The sequence below is a fragment of the Nocardia brasiliensis ATCC 700358 genome (genome assembly GCF_000250675.2).
GTDB lineage: Bacteria > Actinomycetota > Actinomycetes > Mycobacteriales > Mycobacteriaceae > Nocardia > Nocardia brasiliensis_B.
The window spans coordinates 9408693-9430348 of the sequence record NC_018681.1 but is presented as its reverse complement, the minus strand read 5'-3'; the positions used below and the strand labels follow the sequence as shown (position 1 = coordinate 9430348).

13 protein-coding genes are annotated in these 21656 nt (G+C 68.6%); 4 read left to right on the top strand and 9 right to left on the bottom strand.

The features are described 5' to 3' along the window. Positions 1-3114: 3114 nt before the first annotated feature. The 3 genes from O3I_RS42225 to O3I_RS42215 all read left to right on the top strand — a co-directional run bounded on the left by O3I_RS42225 (position 3115) and on the right by O3I_RS42215 (position 6170). On the top strand, positions 3115-4062 hold the full coding sequence (locus tag O3I_RS42225; protein ID WP_014989216.1) for a ParA family protein: 948 nt from the start codon (positions 3115-3117) through the stop codon (positions 4060-4062). Between the two features lie 70 nt (positions 4063-4132). After that, entirely contained in the window at positions 4133-5152 is a 1020-nt protein-coding gene (locus O3I_RS42220; protein WP_041563221.1) for a ParB/RepB/Spo0J family partition protein, read from the top strand. Positions 5153-5444: 292 nt separating this feature from the next. Then, a complete protein-coding gene (locus tag O3I_RS42215) occupies positions 5445-6170 on the top strand; it encodes a GNAT family N-acetyltransferase (protein ID WP_014989214.1) in 726 nt (241 codons plus the stop codon). Positions 6171-6238: 68 nt separating this feature from the next. Here the strand turns inward: O3I_RS42215 and O3I_RS42210 are convergent, their stop codons facing one another. The 8 genes from O3I_RS42210 to O3I_RS42175 form a co-directional block, all read right to left on the bottom strand. Beyond that, positions 6239-7432: an N-acetylmuramoyl-L-alanine amidase gene (locus O3I_RS42210; protein ID WP_041563220.1), complete on the bottom strand. Its 1194-nt coding sequence runs from the start codon at positions 7430-7432 to the stop codon at positions 6239-6241. A gap of 190 nt (positions 7433-7622) precedes the next feature. Continuing rightward, positions 7623-7970 carry a thioredoxin gene (gene trxA / locus O3I_RS42205; RefSeq protein ID WP_014989212.1) on the bottom strand — a complete coding sequence of 116 codons (348 nt, stop codon included), beginning with the start codon at positions 7968-7970 and terminating at the stop codon, positions 7623-7625. Positions 7971-8046: 76 nt separating this feature from the next. Beyond that, complete coding sequence (gene trxB / locus O3I_RS42200) at positions 8047-9033, bottom strand: thioredoxin-disulfide reductase (protein WP_014989211.1); 987 nt, start codon at positions 9031-9033, stop codon at positions 8047-8049. 141 nt (positions 9034-9174) lie between these two features. Next, entirely contained in the window at positions 9175-10035 is an 861-nt protein-coding gene (locus tag O3I_RS42195; protein WP_014989210.1) for a hypothetical protein, read from the bottom strand. Positions 10036-10137: 102 nt separating this feature from the next. Next, entirely contained in the window at positions 10138-10809 is a 672-nt protein-coding gene (gene sigM, locus O3I_RS42190; protein WP_014989209.1) for an RNA polymerase sigma factor SigM, read from the bottom strand. Positions 10810-11019: 210 nt separating this feature from the next. Next, positions 11020-15366 (bottom strand): murein biosynthesis integral membrane protein MurJ, encoded by a 4347-nt coding sequence (locus O3I_RS42185; RefSeq protein WP_237748224.1) that lies wholly within the window; start codon positions 15364-15366, stop codon positions 11020-11022. A 454-nt stretch (positions 15367-15820) separates the two neighbouring features. After that, a complete protein-coding gene (locus O3I_RS42180; protein WP_014989207.1) occupies positions 15821-18508 on the bottom strand; it encodes a hypothetical protein in 2688 nt (895 codons plus the stop codon). Then, a complete protein-coding gene (locus O3I_RS42175) occupies positions 18505-19041 on the bottom strand; it encodes an NUDIX hydrolase (RefSeq protein ID WP_081594261.1) in 537 nt (178 codons plus the stop codon). Before O3I_RS42175 ends, O3I_RS42180 begins: the two co-directional genes overlap by 4 nt. A 141-nt stretch (positions 19042-19182) precedes the next feature. On the opposite strand from O3I_RS42175, the gene O3I_RS42170 reads away from it, so the two are divergent. Beyond that, positions 19183-20643, top strand: coding sequence for a CCA tRNA nucleotidyltransferase (locus tag O3I_RS42170; protein WP_041563219.1), 1461 nt, complete (start codon positions 19183-19185; stop codon positions 20641-20643). On the opposite strand, the gene O3I_RS42165 is transcribed toward O3I_RS42170, so the two are convergent. After that, complete coding sequence (locus tag O3I_RS42165; protein WP_014989204.1) at positions 20644-21459, bottom strand: hypothetical protein; 816 nt, start codon at positions 21457-21459, stop codon at positions 20644-20646. Between the last annotated feature and the right edge of the window lie 197 nt (positions 21460-21656).

Here is a 21656-nt window from a genome sequence, read left to right as displayed (position 1 = left end):
GATGTTCGGCGTCACCGGTTTCGAAGCCGCCGGGTTGGGCGCACGTCGAGGTGCGATGGAAGCGCATCGAGTGTGACGGAGGCGTGTCGGCCGACGGGTCGCCGGGCCGCCGCTGGCGGGTGACGGGGGCGGCAGGCGACGGTCGACGAAGCGCATGGAGTGACGGCGGCGCGGTGGGCCGCGGCAGAGCGAGGGAGCGGCGGGTTGCCGGAGGCGCGACGACGAGGGCACCGCTGAGCGACAGGCGAAGAGTGCCGACAGGCGAGAGGGTGCGAGAGGCGAGGAATGCGGCGTGCGGCGTGCGGCGTGTGACGGGGTGAGGCGCGACGGTCGATGGTGTGAGGGGCGAGGGAGCGAGGCGAGGGGCGACGTGCGGGGTGCGAGAGGCGACGGGCGAGAGGGCGACGGGCGACGTGTGAGGCGCGACGGAGCGAGAAGCGACGGAGGCGCGGTGCGAGAGGGGCGTGCGGGGCGAGGATACGGCGGAGCGGTGGGGTGAGGGACGAGAGGCCGAGGGGGTGACTGGTCAACGCTCGGGCGACCGGGTCTGCGACGCCTGAACACTGCGGTGCAGACGACTCGACCCCGATGACACTCCCCGCGTCCGCAGGGTGTGAGTTGAGCCGCCTCGCGACGGGTGATGGGTCTTCGCTCGCATGAACGAGATTGTGGTTCGAAGTTCGGTCCCCCGCGAAGGCAGAGGTTTCACGTGAATCACCGTTGGCTGCTCCGCGAAGGACGGAACGGGATGCCAACGCCTCGATCGGTCGTCCGGGTGGGCAGCCCGCGTACCAGTCTTCCCCGGTCGGCTCTTCGATGGGACGGACCGCGGCTGGGAACCCCGAGCAGGTTGCTTGGTAGTGGATCCGTCGTGGACGAAGAACTGTTGGGGGTCGAGGTTTCATCTGGGCTCTGTCATGAGGTCGAGTTGCGAACGAGGAGCGGGACCTACCCGAGCGGGGCGGCGCGGGTGTAGGAGTTGCGTGAGCTGTCACAGGGAACGGACCGCGGCACGGGGGCTGCTTGGCTCGCGGTCGTGGAAGCTCCGCCGTCCGCCAGGGGCCGAGGGTTCCACGTGAATCATTGAGCGGCGTTCTCATCCTCTGGGGGGTCGCCAAGGGGCGTGGGGAGGTGGGCAACCCACCTCAACTACGGGACAGAACAAATCTGAATCCTGCCGTTAGGAATCCATCCATCCCCCGCCCGGCTCTCGGCTGCCGAACCCCCGCATAGGCATCGGGGCACGCGGGGTCCGGGGTGCAGGAGCAGAACCGGGTCGATGTTTCACGTGAAGCGACTCGGCAGATTAGAGGAGCCAATTTTCGTCGGCGGGTGGCGTGGGTCGATCCGATTGCCCCGAACGAGGATTCGACGGCCCGCGCGGAGAGTTCATCGATGGATGCCCGCTCGGGAAGCTGAGGGCAGGTTGGGACTCGACCGGACAGCGGGCGCCGGAAAACCGGAGTCACGCAGGCGGGTGCGCATTCACCCGAGAGTCTGCTCGCCTGGTGTTCGGACCGGGACGCGCTGGATCGCTGAAGATCCGGGTTAAACCGCGCCCGGCCGGTTCGATCGGTTAGGTGCTCCCGCACCACCTTCGCCTCCATGGGTAGTTGTGCGCGGGAGCTCGTCGGCGGGATCGAGTGCCGTCGGACAGATACCGATGAATGGGTGTCCTTGGGTTGGGACGGGTGGAGCCTGTTACTCCGAGCTGCTGGCTGGTCGATCTCGCGGGATCAGCGTGAGAAGGCTGAACATACGAAGTTCCTCATCGGACGCCACGGCGGCAAGACGCCCCCATCGTCGGTTGGAGGGGTTCCGGCATTGCGGTGCCGCTCGCTGCGATCGGTCCCATCCGGCACACAGTTTCCCGTCGCTGACGCACTGGTTCCCCGGACCCCGCAGCGGCCATTCGCCGCTTGCTCATGACCGAGCCAGGCGGGCATCCACAAGGTTGGGTTTCACATGAAACATCGCGCGAATGGGGGACGCCGCTGAGATTCCGATAGGGGGCGCCAACCTGCTCTGCTCCACCCCTGCAGGCGAAGACAGCCGTCGGAGACCAGGCCACTCCCCCTCACCCCGCTGGCGGAGACTTCACGCCGAAGTGGGCCGTCCAGGACCAGTAACCAGATCGCTCCGCCGACACGCGTCTGTTTCACGTGAATCCAATCTCGACACGGGTGACCCACCCCTCCGGGACCCCGTCCCGGTTCTCACGCCCGCCCGAACCCGCTGAGAAGGAGCGCGATTGTTCTAGCTGAGCGCCAACACGAAACGACCACCCGCGCGACTGGGCGCCGCGACTGGGCGCCGCGACTGGGCGCCGCGACTGGGCGCCGCGACTGGGCGCCGCGACTGGGCGCCGCGACTGGGCGCCGCGACTGGGCGCCGCGACTGGGCGCCGCGACTGGGCGCCGCGACTGGGCGCCGCGACTGGGCGCCGCGACTGGGCGACGCGACTGGGCGACGCGACTAGGTCGCGACCACCTCGGGAGGGATCATGTCTGTCGGGATGCAAACCCGGGAATCCTTCGAACGCTCGAGGTTGGGAGCCCGCGCCGGCACTGCTGTAGCGGCAGTGGGGAATTCGATCTCGATGCACATCGTGGTCTGGTGGACGACGCGCAGCACTCTGCCGGAGATACGTCACACTGACGTATTGGCCAAGCCCCCAGCTCCCCACGCCGACAACGGTTTCACATGAAACATCGGACTCCGGCAAGCTCCGGGTCTCCGTAACCCCCTTGGCGGGTGCGGGGTTTCATGTGAAACATCGGGTATCGGTGGCTGAATATGGACAGATTCGCGTGTCCTTCGTCCGTTGCCGCGATTCAGCTTTCTTATCCCGCTCGGGGCTGGCAAGCTAGTGGACGTCGGGCGTGAGCGTAGGTGCCACGGAGGATCTGGTGTTGACAGCGGCGAGGGCTCCGCTCGGTCGATCGGGCGCCGCGAACCCGGTTGGGCATCATGTTCGATCCGACACAGCTTGTTTGATGACACGGCGCCGACGGTCCGTCGGCCGCACGTGATCTGAGTTTCTCGGGTTAGGAGCTGTCTATGTCGAGCGGTCCGGCGAATGTTTCACGGGAAACTACGTCGCGCGTGCCGGGAATGCTGGACTCCAGCAATTTCGACGCGGAGACATTCGGAAGCACGCCGTTCGGGAACATCTCCCCCAGCGAGACCCCGATCGCGGCCGAAGCTCAACGCGCTAGCCAGATACTGCATCCAGGAAAGGTGACAGTGCCGAAACCGCACGAGCAACGCATCATCACCATCGCCAATCAGAAGGGCGGCGTCGGCAAGACGACCACCGCGGTGAATCTCGCGGCCGCTCTGGCGCATCAGGGGATGACGGTCCTCGTGATCGATCTGGACCCGCAGGGCAACGCCAGCACCGCCCTCGGCATCGAGCATCACTCGGGTGTGCCGTCCAGCTACGAACTCCTCATCGGCGAGGTGTCGGTCAAGGACGCGATCCAGCAGAGTCCGCACAACGAACGCCTGCTCTGCATTCCGGCGACCATCGATCTGGCCGGCGCCGAGATCGAGCTGGTGTCGATGGTGGCTCGGGAAGGCCGGCTGAAGGCCGCCATCCAGGAGGCCAATATCGCCGGATACGACATCGACTACGTGATGATCGACTGCCCGCCTTCGCTCGGTCTGCTGACCGTCAACGCGATGGTCGCCGCGAAGGAGGTGCTGATCCCGATCCAGTGCGAGTACTACGCGCTGGAGGGTGTCGGTCAGCTGCTCCGCAATATCGGTCTGGTGCAGGCGCACCTCAATCCCGAACTGCATGTCTCCACCGTGATTCTCACGATGTACGACGGCCGGACCAAGCTGGCCGACCAGGTCGCCGAGGAGGTGCGCGGTCATTTCGGTGACGTGGTGCTGCGCTCGGTGATCCCGCGCAGCGTGAAGGTCTCCGAGGCGCCGGGCTACGGCATGACGGTGCTCGATTATGATCCAGGCTCCCGAGGCGCAATGAGCTACCTCGATGCCGGACGGGAAATGGCGGCGCGCTCGGTGGTGCGGGTCGCCGAAGGCGCGGAGTGATCTGGCGCAATACGTGCCAGGTCGATGAGACCGGGTGTGGTGGCGGAACGAGGAAGGGGTCAGTGGACCGATGAGTCAGGCGAAGAAGGGTGGGCTAGGACGCGGTCTTGCCGCGTTGATCCCGACGGGACCGGCGACTGCGCCGGGGCTCAGCAGTCAAGCGGCCAGCGTCATCGGTCTGGATCCGATCGGGCCGCAGCCCGCGTCGGCCTATCTGCATCGGGTCCCCGACCCGGCAGAGGAAGACCTCGCGTCCGGCGGCGCGGTGTATCGCGAGATCCCGCCGGAGCAGATCGAACCCAACCCGAAGCAGCCGCGCCAGGTGTTCGAGGCGGAGGCGCTGGGCGAGCTGGTGCATTCGATCAAGGAATTCGGTCTGATGCAGCCGATCGTGGTGCGTCGGGTCGAGCCGGGGGTCGACAAGTTTCAGCTCGTCATGGGCGAACGCCGGTGGCGCGCTTCGCAGGAGGCCGGCCTCACCGTCATCCCCGCGATCGTCCGGGAGACCGCGGACGAGTCGATGTTGCGTGACGCGCTGCTGGAGAACATCCACCGCGTGCAGCTCAACCCGTTGGAAGAGGCGGCTGCTTATCAGCAGCTGCTGGAGGAATTCGGCGTCACCCATGAGGTGCTCGCCGACCGCATCGGCCGGTCCCGCTCGGCCGTCACCAACATGATCCGCCTGCTGAAGCTACCGATCTCGGTGCAGCGCCGGGTCGCGGCGGGTGTGCTGTCGGCCGGACACGCGCGGGCACTGCTCGGTTTGGAAGGCGGCGTGGACGCCCAGGATGAATTGGCGAAGCGCATTGTCGCCGAGGGCCTCTCCGTGCGCAGCACCGAGGAGGCCGTCCATCTCGCGAACCAGGAGAAGGCGCTCGCGCCGGTTCCGGAGGAAGCCCCTACCCCACAGCGCAAGCCGATCCAGATGCCGGGTTTGCAGGATGTGGCGGATCGGCTGTCCGGCTCGTTCGACACCCGGGTGATCGTGAGCATGGGCAAGCGCAAAGGCAAGATCGTCGTCGAGTTCGGTTCGGTCGACGACCTCGAGCGCATCGTTCGTTTGATGGAACAGACCCAGCGCGACTTGTGACAGAAGTGGCGAAAATAAACTTGTGATTGCGACAGGTACGGGCCCGGAGTTGAAACGTCACTGTGACGACGGATGATTCCGGGATCGAACCAGCACAAGTTCCTTACCAACAGCACAGCGACGTGGAATGAGGCGGGATCAGTTGATCGCTTATTCTTGCTGGCGAGTGAATTGTGATGCGGTGTGAGCAGACATCCCCATTGTCAGCGCGCCTCGCACATGCCGGTGCCGAGCGTAGGCGAGGCGGAGCATGAGCGTGGATGAATCGGATAGCTGGAGGCTGAGCAGAGCGGTGTCGACCAGCGTCACGGCCCTAACCCTCGGCGAGCTGGACAAGCTCCCCGCGCACTCCCGGCGTTGCGTGTTCTGGGAGATGGATCCCGCGGTGGCCGAGGACTCCCGCGGCTTCAGCGATCCGGTCTTCGAGAAGGAGGCCTGGCTGTCCACGGTCCTGCTGGAGTGGGGCTCGTGTGGGCAGGTGGCCAATGTCGACGGCAATGTCGCGGGCTGTGCGCTGTACTCCCCGCCGAGCGCGGTGCCACGCGCCACCCTGTTCCCCACCTCGCCGGTGAGCCCGGACGCTGTCCTGCTGACCACGCTGCGGGCCGAATTCCCGTATCAGGATGCCGAGGTTGCCCATCAGTTGATGCAGGCCGTGGTGGCCGACCTGGTGCGCCGCGGTGTCCGCGCGCTCGAGGCGTTCGGTATCCGGTCCGATCCCCCGGCACACGCGCTGTCCGAGCGGTTCGGGTCGATGACGCTGATGGAGCGAATCATCGCGCCGATCAAGGGTTCCGCGGCGGGCGCGATGGCCGAATGTTCACCGGAAACCTGCATGATCGAGGCCGATTTCCTGGAGGATGTCGGCTTCGAGGTGGTCGCGCCGCACCACAAGTTCCCGCGGTTGCGTCTGGAGCTCAACTCCGACCACGGCTGGAAGGAAGACGTCGAGCGCGCCCTCGATCAGCTGCTGGCGGCCGCGTCGATGACGCCACCCGCTCGGGTCGGCGTGCGCTGACCCACTGCCGAAAAGGCCCCGCACCGGCGAGGGAATCGGTGCGGGGCCCTTGTTGTTTCGGGGTGCGACTACATGCGGTCGGCGGCGGCCAGTTCCTCGGCGAGCAGCTCGGCGAAGGTGTAGGTGCCGGTCGGCTGATCGTCCTGGCCGAGCAGGTAGAGCCGCTTGACCGAGATCAGGATCGCCTCCGCGATCACGTCCCGCATGCGCGGGTTGGTGAGCACGTTGGCGTCGTAATCGTTTGTCAGATAGCCGATATCGATCTGCACCGTCGGCATTTTGGTGAGCCGCAACAGATCCCAGGTCCGCGCGTGCGTCCGGCAATCCTGCAGCGAGGTGCGCGCAACGACCTCGCGCTGGATGAAACCGGCCAAGACCTGACCGATCATCGACGCCGAGCCGTGCGAATTACCGAAGTAGAAGCCGGCGACGCCGTTGGCCAGCGGGCTCGGATTGGTGGCGCAGCGCAGCGAGATCATCAGGTCGGCGTCGAAGGCGTTGGACGTGTCGGCCCGTTCGGCGTCGGTCGGATTGGCGCCCCAGGGGCGGGACAGGAACGTCTCCATGCCGGTCGCGGCCATCCGGCCCTCGAGCCGGCTTGCCAAGTCCCACAGGATTTCCGACTCGTACACGTCGCCGTACTCGGACGGCACCGGATGTCCCTTGTCCGGTCCGCCCAGGCCGGGATCGATCACGATGCGCTTGCCGGTGAGCTGCGGCCCGGCCCGGTGCACCACCTCTTCCTCGGCGATCCGGTGCGGGTTGCCGCCGGTGACGCGGGCGCCGAGCAGGTCGAGCGAACGCAGCGTGTCCGGTCCGCAGATGCCGTCGGCGGCCAGGCCGATCTCGCGCTGGAACGAGGTGAGGCCCTCATGCGTGTGCGGCCCGAAGTAGCCGTCCACCCGGTGCACGTAGAAGCCGAGATCCTGCAGTTTGCGCTGCAGCGTCGCGACATCGTCGCCGTAGAGCGGGGCGGAGAGCTGATAGATCAGTGTGCGGGCACCCAGCCGGTAGGACGCCTCTTTCAAGGCGCGATAGGTGGCCGGGCCGACGACGCCGTCGACGAGCAGTCCGCGGTGCTGCTGGAACGCGCGGACTGCCGAGTCGAGTCGATGGTCGAAGGACGCCTCGGTGTCCTTCCAGTACTCGCGTGCGTCGGCGCCATCGGCGTCGACGTGTGCGTGCAAGAACCCGAGACTTGCCAGGGTGCTCCGAACCTCTGCTACGGCTGGACCGCTATCGCCGTGACGAAGTCGGTGCATGCGTGAGAGCCCTTTCCTTCCGCGTCAATCCGGGTACCCACTCATGCGATGGGATACACCTTCGCACGACCGGCATCGGTCGATTGTCTCAGACCCGGACGGGAATTCGGCATTCCCGGGTCCAGGCATCCTACGGCGCGTCGGTCGATCCCGACGACCTTTGGTGCCTATGGCATTCGAATGCCAGGGGTCAGATGACGTCGTCGAGTTCGCGCAGCAGGGCGGCTTTGCCCTTCGCTCCGACGATCTGCTTCACCGGCTTACCGCCGCGGAACAGCATCATAGTGGGGAGCGAGAGGATCTTGTAATCGCGGGCCGTCTCGGGGTTGGCGTCGACATCGATCTTCGCGATGGTGAGCTTGTCCGCGTGCGTGCCCGCGATCTCCTCGAGCACCGGGGCGACCATCTTGCACGGGCCGCACCAGGCCGCCCAGAAGTCGACGAGCACCGGCTTCTCGCTGAGCAGCACGTCGTCGGCGAAGGACGCGTCGGTCACGGTGACCGTCTTGCCGGCGACCGTCTTGGCACTATCGGACATGGATGTTCTCCTTGCTGAATTGCGGTGCCCCCGTGGCCTTCTCGGCCACGCGGGCGACCACTCTCGGGACGAGAGGTCAGTTGGCGGGCACGGCCACCGTGCTGCCGGCGTGATCCAGGGTGTTCGAGGTGATGTCACCCTGCTCGGCCAGCCAGCGCTCGGCGTCGATGGCCGCGCGGCAGCCGGTACCCGCGGCGGTGATCGCCTGGCGATACGTGTGGTCGACCAGGTCGCCAGCGGCGAACACGCCGGGCACCTTGGTGGCCGTGGAGGGGTGCACGACCTGCACGTAGCCTTCGTCGTCCAGCTCCACCTGGTCGCGGACCAGTTCGCTGCGCGGATCGTGGCCGATCGCGACGAACAGCCCGGTCGCGGCCAGCTCCGAGGTTTCCCCGGTACGGGTGTCGCGCAGGGTCAGGCTGGTCACGCTGGTGTCGCCGTTGACCTCGGCGATCTCGGCGTTGAGCACGAACTTGATCTTCTCGTTCGCCTTGGCGCGCTCCAGCATGATGCGCGAGGCCCGGAACTCCTCGCGGCGGTGCACGATGGTGACGCTGGCGGCGAACTTGGTGAGGAAGGTGGCCTCCTCCATGGCGGAGTCACCGCCGCCGACCACGACGATGTCCTGCCCCTTGAAGAAGAAGCCGTCGCAGGTGGCGCAGGCGCTGACGCCGCGGCCGAGCAGCTTCTGCTCGCCCGGGATGTTCAGGTAGCGGGCGGCCGAGCCCATGGCCAGGATCACCGCGTACGCCTGGTAGGTCTCGTCGCCGACGGTGACCGTCTTGATCGGGCCGCTGAGGTCGATGGCGTCGACGTCCTCGGTGCGGATCTCGGCGCCGAACCGCTTGGCCTGCTCGCGCATCTGCTCCATCAGGTCGGGGCCCATGATGCCCTCGCGGAAGCCGGGATAGTTCTCGACCTCGGTGGTGGTCATCAGCGCGCCGCCGAACTGGGTGCCCTCGAACACCAACGGCTGCAGCTCGGCACGACCCGCGTACACCGCTGCGGTGTAACCGGCGGGACCGGAGCCGACGATGATCAGGTCACGTACTGGCGCACTCATGAGGCCCTTCCCAGGCAGATATCGACGGACGTCTCGGTCAACAACAGCGTAATGGCTATTGTTCCTGCGCTGGTGGAGTGTGCGGTGAGTTTGGGCTCAGTGGCCCGGCACACTCGGGCGACGCGATGTCGGCCGGCTCACTCAGCCGATGTCCTGCACGGTCAGGTGCTGCGGATCTGCTGTGCTGCAACCGGTTCCGACGATCAGCGCGGTGATCTTGGGCGTGCGCGGGCCGGTGAGCAGCAGCAGGACGGCGTCTTGACCGTGATAGCGGATGTTCATCGAACCGAGCACAGTGCGGTCCAGGCCGTTGGCGTGCACGCATCGTTCGCGCGCTGCCGCGTTGCTGAGCGCGCCGGTGGCGTCGTTGCGGCCGAGCGCGGTGAGCATCGCGGCCGCGGTCGGCTCGTCGAGCTCGGTGCCGCCCGAGGTGGGCTGGGCGATGGGCGGGGTGTCGTCGTTACCCCGGACGACGGTCAGCGCGATCGAGGCGCACGCGACGACGGCGATCGCGGCGGCCGCGGCGGTGAGCCAGCGCAGCCTGCGCCGGCGGCGCTCGTCGAGCGAGACGGGCGCGGCGGGCGGCGCGGCCGGTAGCGCGGGCTCCGGTTCGGCGGCCGACGGGTTCCCGGCGACGACGGAGCCGTCGGAAACCGCTGTGGCATAGTCTTTTTCGCCCGAGACCGGCAGCCGATAGATCGTGGCGCCCGCGTCGTCGGGTGCTGCGTCGTCAGGCGCTTCAGCCGAGTCCAGCTCGTCGACGAAGGCCATGAGCCGCGCCGTGACATCGTCGGGCATTCGATGGATGACGTGTTCGGACCGGCCGAGTGCGCGCAGGTCGGCACTGACCTCGTCCAGGGCGTGCACGAAACGCAGTGCTTCCCCGTCGCGCCGGACCGCGGGCCACAGCTGTTCGTGCAGTTCGGGCGCGAGACTGCCGGCATGGAGGTCGGCGAGGAGTTCGGGCGAGAACGGAGGCTGCGGCACGGACCGGGTCGCCATCGCACCTCCAGTGTTCTCATCTGACATCGCGGGATCCCCTCGGGGCCGGGGACTTACTAGGACATCGTCAACGGGTTCGTCACTATTAATGACGCATCTCAACTACTTCCGGTTCCCCGGATCGCGCAGAAATTCCAGCCGTTCTTGTAGACGTTGCCTGCCGCGTGCACAGCGGCTCTTGATCGTCCCCTCCGGGACGCCGAGCATCGCGGCGGCCTCCGCCACGCTATACCCTTCCAGATCCACCGCAACCAGGGCGGTGCGTTGGTCGGCGGGCAGCGAGAACAGCGCGTGGTCGACCACGAGCGACATCTCCAGCTCGGCGACGGCGTCGCGCTCGTCCCGCGGTTCGGGCACGGTCTCCGGCGTCAGCGAGACGGCCTTGCGGATCTTGTTGCGCCGGATGCGGTCCAGGCAGGCGTTCACCACGATCGCGTGCAGCCAGCTGCGCACCTCGGCCTCGGCCCGGAACTTGGCGGCGGTGCGGTGCGCCGAGAGCAGTGCGTCCTGTAGCGAATCGGCCGCGTCCTCGCGGGTGTAGGAGGTGCGCAGCGCGGTCTGCCAGAGATGGTCGTTATGCCTGCGCAGCAGTTCGGCGAAGGCGTGCCGCTCCCCGCGCACATGCGCCTGCAGCAACTCGACGTCGCTGTAGTCCTCGCCCACGAACGAGCGTTCGCGGAACGCGACTGGCCGCGACGTCCCCCCGCGGAAATCCTCGTTCACATCGGACGACAATGCCAACCCCTTGACAGCGCTCACGGTGGCAACGGACATCGAGGACCATTACCGAAATTTCGCAGCATCCAGGATCGAGGCACCAGAACCTGGGAAGCTCCCCTGCCGAGAGCGCGAGGAGATCATATCGTCAGTCGCGATTCGGCAGCAACTATCTGCACAGGATTCGGAGATGAGCCGCGCGACCGAAGATGTGGGCGCGGCGCCGGCACGGCCAACTCACGTGCGGCGGGAGACGATCAGTAACTCTTAAGGCGTGGCATCCAAACGAATATCGGCGATGGAGGTCTGGAACTGACTACCGGAGTTGCCGAGTCCGGTGATCCAGATGAGCACGTAGCGGGCCGCCTGGTCGGTGCGGACCGGGATATCGGTGAGCCCCTCGACGAGCTTGCCCGAGCCGATCAGCTGGGTCTGGTCCAGCGTCGGCGAGTCGGTCGGCGAGGTGCGGATCTCGACGGCGGTGCCGGGGCTCGGCGAATTGATCGTGACGTTGGTCAGCTTGGCCGCGCTCGGCAGCGTCGCGAGCAGCCCCACGCCCTTCTTGAGCGCGGGGAACTGCTGGAAGTACTGGTCGGTGCGCCACATGGTGGCCGGGTTCTGATCCAGTACCGCGTTGACGTTGCCGACGCCGTCGGGGGTGCCCTCCGGGGAGAACACCGTCACCCCGGTCACCGGAACCTGCACGCCCCCGGTGCCGGCCGCGGGCCCTGCCGCGGCGGGCGTCGGTGCGGGAGCGTTGTTGGTGGTGAGGCCGATATTGCGCTGCTCGTTCAGCGGTGCGTCCGAGGCGCCGGGCGCGAACACGCTGACCATCCACCAGATCACGATGCCGACCACCAGCGCGGCCAGGATGCCCAGGCCGACCATGATCCACATCATCCGCTGGGAGCGTTCCCGTTCCGCCGCGAGCAGTTCCGGATCGGCCAGCGACTCGTCGTCGGGGGCCGGCGGCGTGGCCCGCTGCCCCAGGCGCAGCACCGGGATGAAATCGGTCTTCTGATCGACCACCGAGGCCTGCTCGAGCACGTGCTGCACGGTCGCGGCGGTACGGACGCCCTTGTTCGATTCGAGCGAACGCACCGCGACCGCCGAGATCTCGAACGGCACCTCGGGTCTTATCTGGCGCGGTTCCACGGGTGTGCCGTCCGGGCCGAAGTCGGCGAGCCGCAACCCTCCGACGGTCGCGGCGGTGCCGGTGACGCCGCCGGAGCGGATCGGCCAGCGGGCGGTGATCAGGGCGTAGAGCATGGCGCCGAGGCCGCGCACGTCCGATTGCGCGTCAGAATCGGACAGCGTGCCGGGGAAGGCCAGCACCGCGTCGCCGGACGCGCTGATCCGCACCCGGTCCGGATGATCGATGGACAGCGAGCCGCCGCCGCGGTGCGCGAGTTCGGCGGCCGAGGCGAGCGCGCGGATCGCCCGCGCGGCGCCGATCGGCGAGGGCACCGTCTCGGCCATCTCGCGCAGCGAGCGACCCGGCGTCCACTCGGCCACCACGATGCCGCCCGAGCTGCCGCGCACCACGTCGAGCACGCGGGCCAGGCCCGGCGAGTTGATCCGGCCGAGGCGCAGCGTGCGGGACAGGATCGCCTGCGGGCCGTCGTGGCCGGAGTTGTCCGCCGACTTCTGGTCGGCGTCGACGAAGGTCAGCGCGACCTCACGGTCGAGTTTGATGTCGAGCGCCTGCCAGAACTTGAGGCCGCGGGCGCCGCCGTGCCCGGCGAGCAGCCGGTAGCGGCCGCCGGCCACCGACGCGCCGGGAATCAGCTTGGGGCCGCGCGGCGTCCGGCGTCCGCCTGGGGTGTCGCCACCGAGCGGCGGCATCTCCGGCGCGCCGATCGGGATCATCCCGGTGTCGTACATCGGGTCGCGTGGCGGCAGCTGATTCTGGCGCTCGTGCTGTTCCGGTGGACCTGCCTGCTGTTCCCGCGGACCCGCCTCGTCCGCCGGTGGACCGGCACCGAGCTCGCGGTTCGCGTACGCGGGATCCGACGGCTCGCCACCGGGTGGCGGAGCGTCGGTCGAAAGCCCGCCTGCCGTGGTCGCAGAAGAATCAGCGGCTGGGACGCCGCCCACCGCGTCGTCGCTCACCCTCGGTCCTCCTTCGCCCTGGTATGTCGAGGTTCCGGCGATTTCGCCACTTGTGCTTCTCTGCCGAACAGGGTACGGGAACTCGCCCATGCCGGTGATGTCAACGGCATCGGCTCTGATCACCGGTAGGACCATGGTCTGAGCGTCCATGTACGGATCGAAGGCGGGGTAGGCCGGATACGGGTCCGGCCTGCGCAGAATCTGGGTCGGGTACGGATCGTCGACCGGTCCGTCGAGATCGAGATCGGGGGCGGGCGGCGTCCAGCCGAGGCGGCGCGAGATCGCGACCGTGATGCCGACGACCTCCGGCACACCCGCGAGGCGCATCAGCCCGAACGCCACGGTGAACATGACGACGGCGGTGATCGCCACTCGGATCAGCGAGCCGGGACCGCCGAACGAATCGGTCAGTCGTTCGAGCCCGAGCACCCGGTCCACGATCCACATGACGGCGCCGCCGGCCAGCGAGGAGAGCACCACCCGGGTGACGGTGCGCCCGACATTGGCCATCCGTAGATCGCCGAGGCTGCGGTGCAGCAGGTATCCGCCGATCACCGCGCCCGCGGTGAAACCGAGCCCGTTCGCGACACCGAGCACGATCACGACCGAGTCGCTGTCGCTGGCGATCACCGGGGCCAGCGCCGAGAGGATGGTCTTCACCGTGGTGATGCCGAGGATGATCCAGGTCGGCGTCCACGCCTGTTCCCTGGCGTAGAACACCCGCAGATGAATCAGCACCAGCGCGTACGGGATCAGCGCGAAGGCCGACCAGCTGACGGCATGGCCGAGTCGTTGCGCGTCACCGGCGAATCGGGCGTAGCCGAACAGCGCCTGGCCGAGCTCGGGCCCGGCGATCGTCATGAAGGTGACCACCGGGAACAGCGCGATCATGGTCAAGCGGGTGGCGACGGAAAGGTCGTCGACCACTGCGGGGGTGTCGCCGTCGGCCGCGTTGCGGCTCAGGCGCGGCATGATCGCGGTGAGCACGGTGACGCCGAGGACGCCGTAGGGCAGCTGGAGCAGCAGCCACGCGTAGGAGTAGATGGCCGGGCCGGCCTCGTCCGCGCCCGAGGCGACGTGGTTGGCGAAGATCAAGCCCAACTGGCTGATCAGCACGTACAGGATGATGGCCAGGCCCATCATGCCGAACTGCTTGAGCCGGGTATCGACACCCCACAGCGGGCGCAGGTCGATGCCCTCCCGGCGGATCGCCGGGACCAGGGTCAGCGCCTGGGTCACCACGCCGAGCGTGATGCCGATGCCGAGCACGAGCAGTTTCGGATCGCTCATCCGCACCGGATCGAGCGTGATCTCTCCCGGCGTCAGCGCGTACAGGCCGAGGACCAGCAGCACCACCACGTTGTTCAGCACCGGCGCCCAGGCACCGGGCCGGAACACCTGCCGGGTGTTCAGGATCGCGGTGAACAGCGCGGACATGCCGTAGAACAGGATCGCGGGCAGCAGCAGGAAGGTCAGCGCGGTGGTCAGCGCGGTGTTGACCTTGCCGTCGGCCGCGACAAAGACATGGGTCGCCAGGATGGGCGCGGTCGCGGTGGCCAGCAGGGTGGCGAAGGCGAGCACCACGAACGCCGCGGTGACGAGCCTGCGCACGAACGCGGCGCCGCCGTCGGCGTCCTCTTTCTCGGCGCGGACCAGCGTCGGCACCACCATGGCGGTGAGCACGGCACCGAGCACCAGCTCGGTGATCATGTTCGGGATCAGGTTGGCCGAGGTGAACGCGCTGGCGATGGCGGGGCCGAGCACGGTCGCGAGCAGCAGCTGCTTGCCGAAACCGGTGAGCCGGCTGATCAGCGTGGCGATCGCGATCGAGCCGGAGTCCTTCAGCAGCCGCGAATTGGCGCTCTGCTCGGGTTCTTTGGTCGCGGTGGCGGCGGGCCACTCCTGCGTGCGCGGGCGTTTGGCCACGTCGACCGGCTGTGCGTCCCGGGCCGCGGGTGGGCGGCGGCGCGGCGGCGGGTACGGCTCGGGCCGTGCCTGCGGTGGGGCGTACCGTGGCGGCGGCACGCGGCCGGACTGGGGCGCACCACCGGGAACCGGATCGGGCTGTCCAGGGTGCGGCGCGCCGGGAGCCGGGCGCGCGGGGGCGGCCGGAATCGGACCGGATCGCGGCGCACTGGCGGGGATCGCGCCGGATTGACCCGGGCGCGGCGCGGCCGGCATCGCGCCGGGCTGGTTGGGGCGTGGTGCGCCGGGCGCGGGCCGCGGTGCCACCGGCATCCCACCGGACTGACCGGGCGGCGGACCGGGACGTTGGCTCGGTGCCGGGCGCGGTTGCTGCGGTGGCGCGGGCGGTGGCTGCTGCGCCGGGTACTGCCGCTGACCGGGATGCGGTGCGGGCGCGGGCCGCTGGGGCGGACCCGGCGGACGTTGCGCGGGTCCGGGCGGCACGCGCTGTCCCGGCGGTATCCGCTGCGGCGGTGCCGACGGACGACTGACCTGCGGCACCCGCGGCGGCGGGGCGTCGTAGGGGCCGGGGGTCATATCCGGCTCCTCCGCCTCCGCCTGAGGCGGGAGCCGTTCCCACGGCGCAACCGGCGCCCGACGGGCCGGTGGCCCGTCGCGCCGATCGGATCGAGGCCGATGCGCCGATGGATCATCGTCGCTCATCATGCCTCCTGTTTTCCGCGGGACAGCCGCACCCGGTCGGCGCCGACGAGCAGTGCTGCGGGATCGTTACGCGCCGCGTCCGTGCCCCGGCGGGACTGCTCGGGCCGATCCGGTCGGTGAGCGGCAGAAGTACTGTCTCGCTCACCGTTCCTCCTGGTACTGCCCATCACTCGCACCACCCCTGCGCTGCTGCGAGCCTCCAGCGATTGTCCTCCACTCTGCCACTGTGGTTTGCCGGACGTCCAAATCCGGTAGCCGGGGCTGGTGCCCGCGCACAGCACGCGACGGGCGGGTCGGGCGACAGCGGAGGACGCTAGATCACCGTCCTTCACTGTGCCTCCTGGTGCTCCTGCTGTTGTATGGCCCGCTGCTTGGCGCGCCCGTAGCGGATGACCCGTCGGCGCAGCGGCGGATCGAGCCCCTCGTCGGCGACGTCGGGCTGACCGCGGAACCGCCGCCACAAGCGGCGCACGATCAGCAGGAACAGCAGCAGGGCGGCGCATGCCGTAATTATTGCCAGGGCCTGACCATAGGCGTTCGAACGCACCGAGACCTGCGTGGCATCGCCCAGCGGGATGCCGTCGGGTGTGGTAAGGGAGATCGGAATCACCAGGTTACGGCTGTCGCTCACCTCGGTCGGGATTTGGAACGAGCGTGTCCCGCGCGGGGGCAGCTGTTGCTCGCCGAGGTCGGTGATCTTCGTCTCGCGGGGCGCCTCGATGCGGAACTTGATCCGGATCGACACCGGCAGATCGTTGCGCGCGACCAGCAGCAACGGACTCTGCTCGGACGCGAGCGTGTACACCCCGCCCGGCGGGAGCACGGTCACCGAACGATAGAGCTTGTCCATCGTGCGGGTGGTCTGGTCGATCCGGCGCTGGGCGAAGGTGTCCGCCTGGGTGGCGTCGCCGGTGCGCCGGTCCGAGGAGCTCAGCACCCGGATCAGATCGTCGCGCAGCGGCGTGAGGAACTCCGCCGGGCTCGGTTTGATCTCGGGCACATCGACGATCGCCCGCATCAACTCGCTGATCCGCCGGCCCTGATCGCGCACCGGATCGAGGAACCGGCCGGGCACCGCGTCCTGTTCGGCCTGGGCCAGATAGTCCAGCTCATAGGGCTTCGGGTCGGTCGGCTGCGCGACCAGCTCCTGGAACGGCCGCGGGGTTGCCAGGTTGGCGCGCAGTAGCAGTTCGAGCTGGCGCAGCAGCGCTTTGCCCTCCTCGCGGTTCGCGCCCCACTGCTGCGGCGGGACGAGCAGCATCGAACGCGGTTGGTCCGGTTGCGGATTCAGCGCCGACCAGGAGATGGCGCCCAGCGCGTCCTGCAGCCGGGCGGCGCGGGAATCGTTGCTGACCTCGTAGCGCACCGAGGCGGGCGTGAACGACGGGGTCGGCGGGTTGGACGAGCCGACCGCGGCCAGCGCCGTCGCGGACCAGATATCGAAGGTCGCGGCGTGCAGCGCGGCATCGCCCGCGGGCAGGGTGGGTTGCGCGCCGTTCGGCGCGGCCCCGCTGTTCGGCACCGACGTGCCGCTCGGCGTGGCCGCGGTACTGGACGCTCCCGCGCTGCTCGGCGGCTGGCCGTGCGAGGTGGCCGAGGCGGTGGGTTCGGGACCGGCGGGCGCCGGTGGCACCGGAGCGGTGATCGCGGGCAGACGCACCACTTCCGGGGCGCCGGTGTCGGGCACCTGGGTCGTCGTGGTCTGTGTCTTGGTGTCGCCGCGCGTCGCCGTCTGCTGCGATACCTCCGAGGTGCCCGCGGTGCCCTCCGGCGCGACGGCGGTGTCGGCGAGTACTGCCGTACCGAAACCATGGCTGCGCAGCAGCATTCCCGCGCTCGCATCGATGCTGCCCGAATCCGGCAGGCTCACCCCGCGCACCGATTTGACGCCCAGGATCGAATCGACGAGTTCGGCCGGGGCGTTCATCGCCCGTGCCGAGAGGTCCGGGTCGTTCACCGCGGCCAGCGCGGAGAGGTCGACCTGCGCGAACGGCAGCGCCACCGTGCACATCGAGCCGGCGAGCGCGCGCAACCGGTCCAGCCACGTCTGCGCCTGCGTGGCGCCCGCGCCCGCGCGCGTCGCACCGTCGGGATCGGACGGACTGGCCAGCACCCGATAGCCCTTGGTCATCGCGTCCACGGTGAGCAGCAGATCGGGATCCACCGCGAGGCAGACCGAGGACAGCAGCGTGCGATCGCGGCCCGGCGTCAGGTCGAACACGCTCTCCAGCGCGCCGAGCAATTGATCGAGCCTGCCGTCCTTGCCGAGCGAGGCGGCCAGTTCGTCGTCGGTGAGCTCGACCTTCCCGTCCACCGAGCCGGCGATGCCCGCGACCATCCGCGGCCGGTCGGCCAGCGGCCACAGCAGCGTCGTCGCCACCGGCGCGTCGGTCGGCGCGGACACCGCCTCCGCCGCGTCGGCGCTCTTCGACCCGGGCGGCAGGCCGAGCACCGGCAGCAGGAAGCGGGCATCGTCGAGGCGGGCGGGCTTACCGAAGGCCGGTTCGCCGTTGACATTCAACAGCAACGGATACACACCGGGTTTGCTGATATCGAGCGAGCTGCTCGTGCCGCTACCCGGTCGCATGGCGATGCTCACCGAGAACTGCTTGTACTGGCCGGGCGCGAGTTGCGGGGCGACGTCCTCGAACGGGCCGTTCACCTCGTAGTTGACCTGATCGAGGCGCAGCGCGGCGCGCAGGTTGCCCGGCTCGGTGATCGCGGCCGCCCGTTGGATGCGGACGCTGATGTCCTTGACCGCGCGATCGCCGATATTGGTGACCCGGCCCGACACCGTCACCACCGGGTCGCTCGTCGTGGTCACCGCGGTGGGGCTCACCGAATCCACCGACAGTTTCAGGAATTTCGGGCCGGACACCGTGCCGGAACCGGTGGGCTGGGCCTGCGCCGCGGGCGGCGCCAGCAGCGGCAGCGTCGTCCCCGACCCGAGGATGGTCAGGAGCGCGACGAAGATCCCCAACGGAATCGCTGCGCGACGCCGAAAAGTCTGGGTCATCGCTTGCCGGTCTCCATCCGGTCGATCAGCTTGTTCGCCACCTCGGCCAGACGTCTTTCGTCCGCGTAGGCCAGTCGAGAATTCAACTCGCTCAACGGGACCCACGCCACCTGAGTGACCTCCACGTCGGCGTCGGACAGTTCGCCGCCGGTGGAACGCAAGAGATAATGATGCACCGTCTTGTGTACCCGGCGGCCCTCGGTGACGAACCAGTAGTCGATGCTGCCGAGTTCGGCCACCACCACACCGTTGATCCCGGTCTCCTCGGCCACCTCACGGATCGCGGTTTGCTCGGAGGTCTCCCCCTCCTCGATATGCCCCTTCGGCAGCGACCACAGCAACCGCCCGCGCCGGTCCGTACGGCCGATCAGCGCCGCGCTGCGTTGCTCGCGCGGACCGTCCAAACCGTCGACGACCAGCCCGCCCGCGGAGGTTTCCCGCACCGTGCGCATGCGCGGTTTCGCCGCATTGGCGGCCGAACCGCGGCGCCGAGGCTGGCGGCGTCGACTGTTCGCGCGATCGGCCGGAGACACCAAGCAATCCTACTGTGTTGGGTTTGCGGTGTTGTCGGCCGCAGCGCCGCGGGCGCGGTTCACCCGAGATCGCCACCACTGAGTGCCGCCGACACGCAGGGCCGCAGGCGCGGCGAGGTCAGCACAGTAAGCTGCCGATTCGTGGTTTCGCCCAAGTCCGAGGACGCAGAGCTGGATAGACGTACCCGATTGCTGGCTGCCGCGGCGGTGACGCTGGGCAGGCTGTCCGATGTGCTGACGCCGCTCGGCGAGATGTTCGCGGCCCGCGGGTACGAGCTGTATCTGGTGGGCGGCAGTGTGCGCGACGCGGTGCTCGGCCGGCTGGGCACCGACCTGGATTTCACCACCGACGCGCGCCCCGAACAGGTGCAGGAGCTGCTGCGCGGCTGGGCCGATCATCTGTGGGATACCGGGGGCTTGGCGTTCGGGACGGTGAGCGGGTCGAAATCCGGCCAGCAGTTGGAGATCACGACGTTCCGCTCCGACAACTACGACCGGGTGTCCCGCAATCCCGAAGTGACGTTCGGCGATTCGCTCGAAGACGACCTGGTGCGCCGGGATTTCACGGTGAACGCGATGGCGGTGCGCATCGGCGCCGACGGCACGCTCGACTTCGTCGACCCGCTGAACGGGATGGACGCGCTGCTCGCCGGCCTACTGGATACCCCTGCCGCACCACAGGATTCGTTCAACGACGATCCGCTGCGGATGTTGCGGGCGGCGCGGTTCGTCGCGCAGCTCGGTTTCGAACTGCATCCGCGGGTCCGGGCGGCGATCACCGAGATGGCCGAGCAGATCGATCGGATCACCGCCGAGCGGGTCCGGGTCGAACTGGACAAGCTGATCGGCGGCGCGCATCCGATCGACGGCATCAACATCATGTGCGAGACCGGCCTGGCGCAGCGGGTGCTGCCCGAGGTGCCCGCGATGAAGCTGGAGATCGACGAGCATCACCAGCACAAGGACGTCTACTGGCATTCGCTCACCGTCCTGCAGCAGGCGATCGACCTGGAGGAGGGCGATCCGGATCTGGTGCTGCGCTGGGCCGCGCTGCTGCACGACATCGGCAAGCCGGACACCAAACGCAACGAGCCGGGCGGCGGCGTCAGCTTCCACCACCACGAGGTGGTCGGCGCGAAGATGGTGCGCAAACGGATGCGGGCGTTGAAGTATCCGAAGCAGTTCACCGAGGACGTGGCCCGGCTCGTCTTCCTGCACTTGCGGTTTCACGGGTACGGCAAGGGCCAGTGGACCGATTCGGCGGTGCGCCGCTACGTCACCGACGCCGATGAGCTGCTGCCCCGCCTGCACAAACTGGTCCGGGCCGACTGCACGACGCGCAACAAGCGCCGGGCCGCCGCGCTGCGCGCCACCTATGACGAGCTGGAGGCGCGGATCGCGCGGCTGCAGGAGCAGGAGGACCTGGCCAAGGTCCGGCCCGACCTGGACGGCAACGCGATCATGGAGTTGCTCGGCCTGCCGCCGGGGCCCGAGGTGGGCAAGGCGTGGCGGTTCCTCAAGGAGCTGCGGCTCGATCGCGGGCCGATGACCAGGGACGAGGCCGAGGCCGCGCTGCGGGAGTGGTGGCGGGCGCAGGGCTGATCAGAACACGATCAGCGTGGTCCCGGCGACGATCGCGGACCGTATCTGCGCCAGGTCGAACGAGCCGGTGATCTCGGGCAGTTCCACCCGGAACCGGACGAGGTCGCCGTCCCTGGTGGCGTGGGCGATACGGGCCTGATTCGGCAGCTGTTCGAGCAGCAGCGCGGGCGCGGCGACCATCCGGCGCGGCATCCGCAGGCCGAACCAGCTGACCCGGTGCAGGTCGATGGTCACCCGGTTGTCGAGCACGGCGGCGTCGACCACGGCCGTCAGTTTGCGGGTGCGGTGCTTCGCGCGGACCAGCCCGTTGTCCTCGATCTCCAGCACCCAGTCCAGCGGCTGGGTGTTCAGCCAGCCGACCAGTGCCGCGGTCGTGACGGTGCCCTCGAGGTCCATCCGCCCGGCGCGGACCTTCGTCGGCACGCCGGGGATCAGCCGCACCTCGTGCGCGATCACGGTCACCGCCTCGATCGGGTGGTCGTCCCAGCGGAGCCGGGACAGCACCGTCTTGGTCTGGAAGTGCGCGCCGCGCCGCCGGACCTTCAGCACCTGGAGCGTGGCGTGCAGGTCGTGCCCGAGCAGGGTGGCGTTCACCTCCTGCCCGCCGAACCGGCTGAGGATGCCCTCGCTGAGCATGGTCATCAGGACATCGGGCAGCAACGCCGTGACGGTGCCCGCACCGAGGTCGACGACCGGATCCACCCAGGCGGTGGTGACCGAGACCCACTGCTCCAGCCAGGATTGATCGAACAGGCGCTTGCCGAGATCGACGGCTCGCAACGGCGACCAGGACTTCGGATCGAAATACGTGGCCATGATTGCTCCGAGCGTACTTGCCCGCCCCGGCCCCGACCATCGCGCTGTGACCCAGCTCGCCCCGCTCGACACCGCCTATCTACCGCGCGCTGTGGCGCCGACCTGCGCCTTTCTCGCGAGCCGGGCCGCCGATCCCTTGGCGATGCGCGGACGAGGACAATAAGGGTGAGGCAATGGCAGCAGTAAAGAAAGGCAGG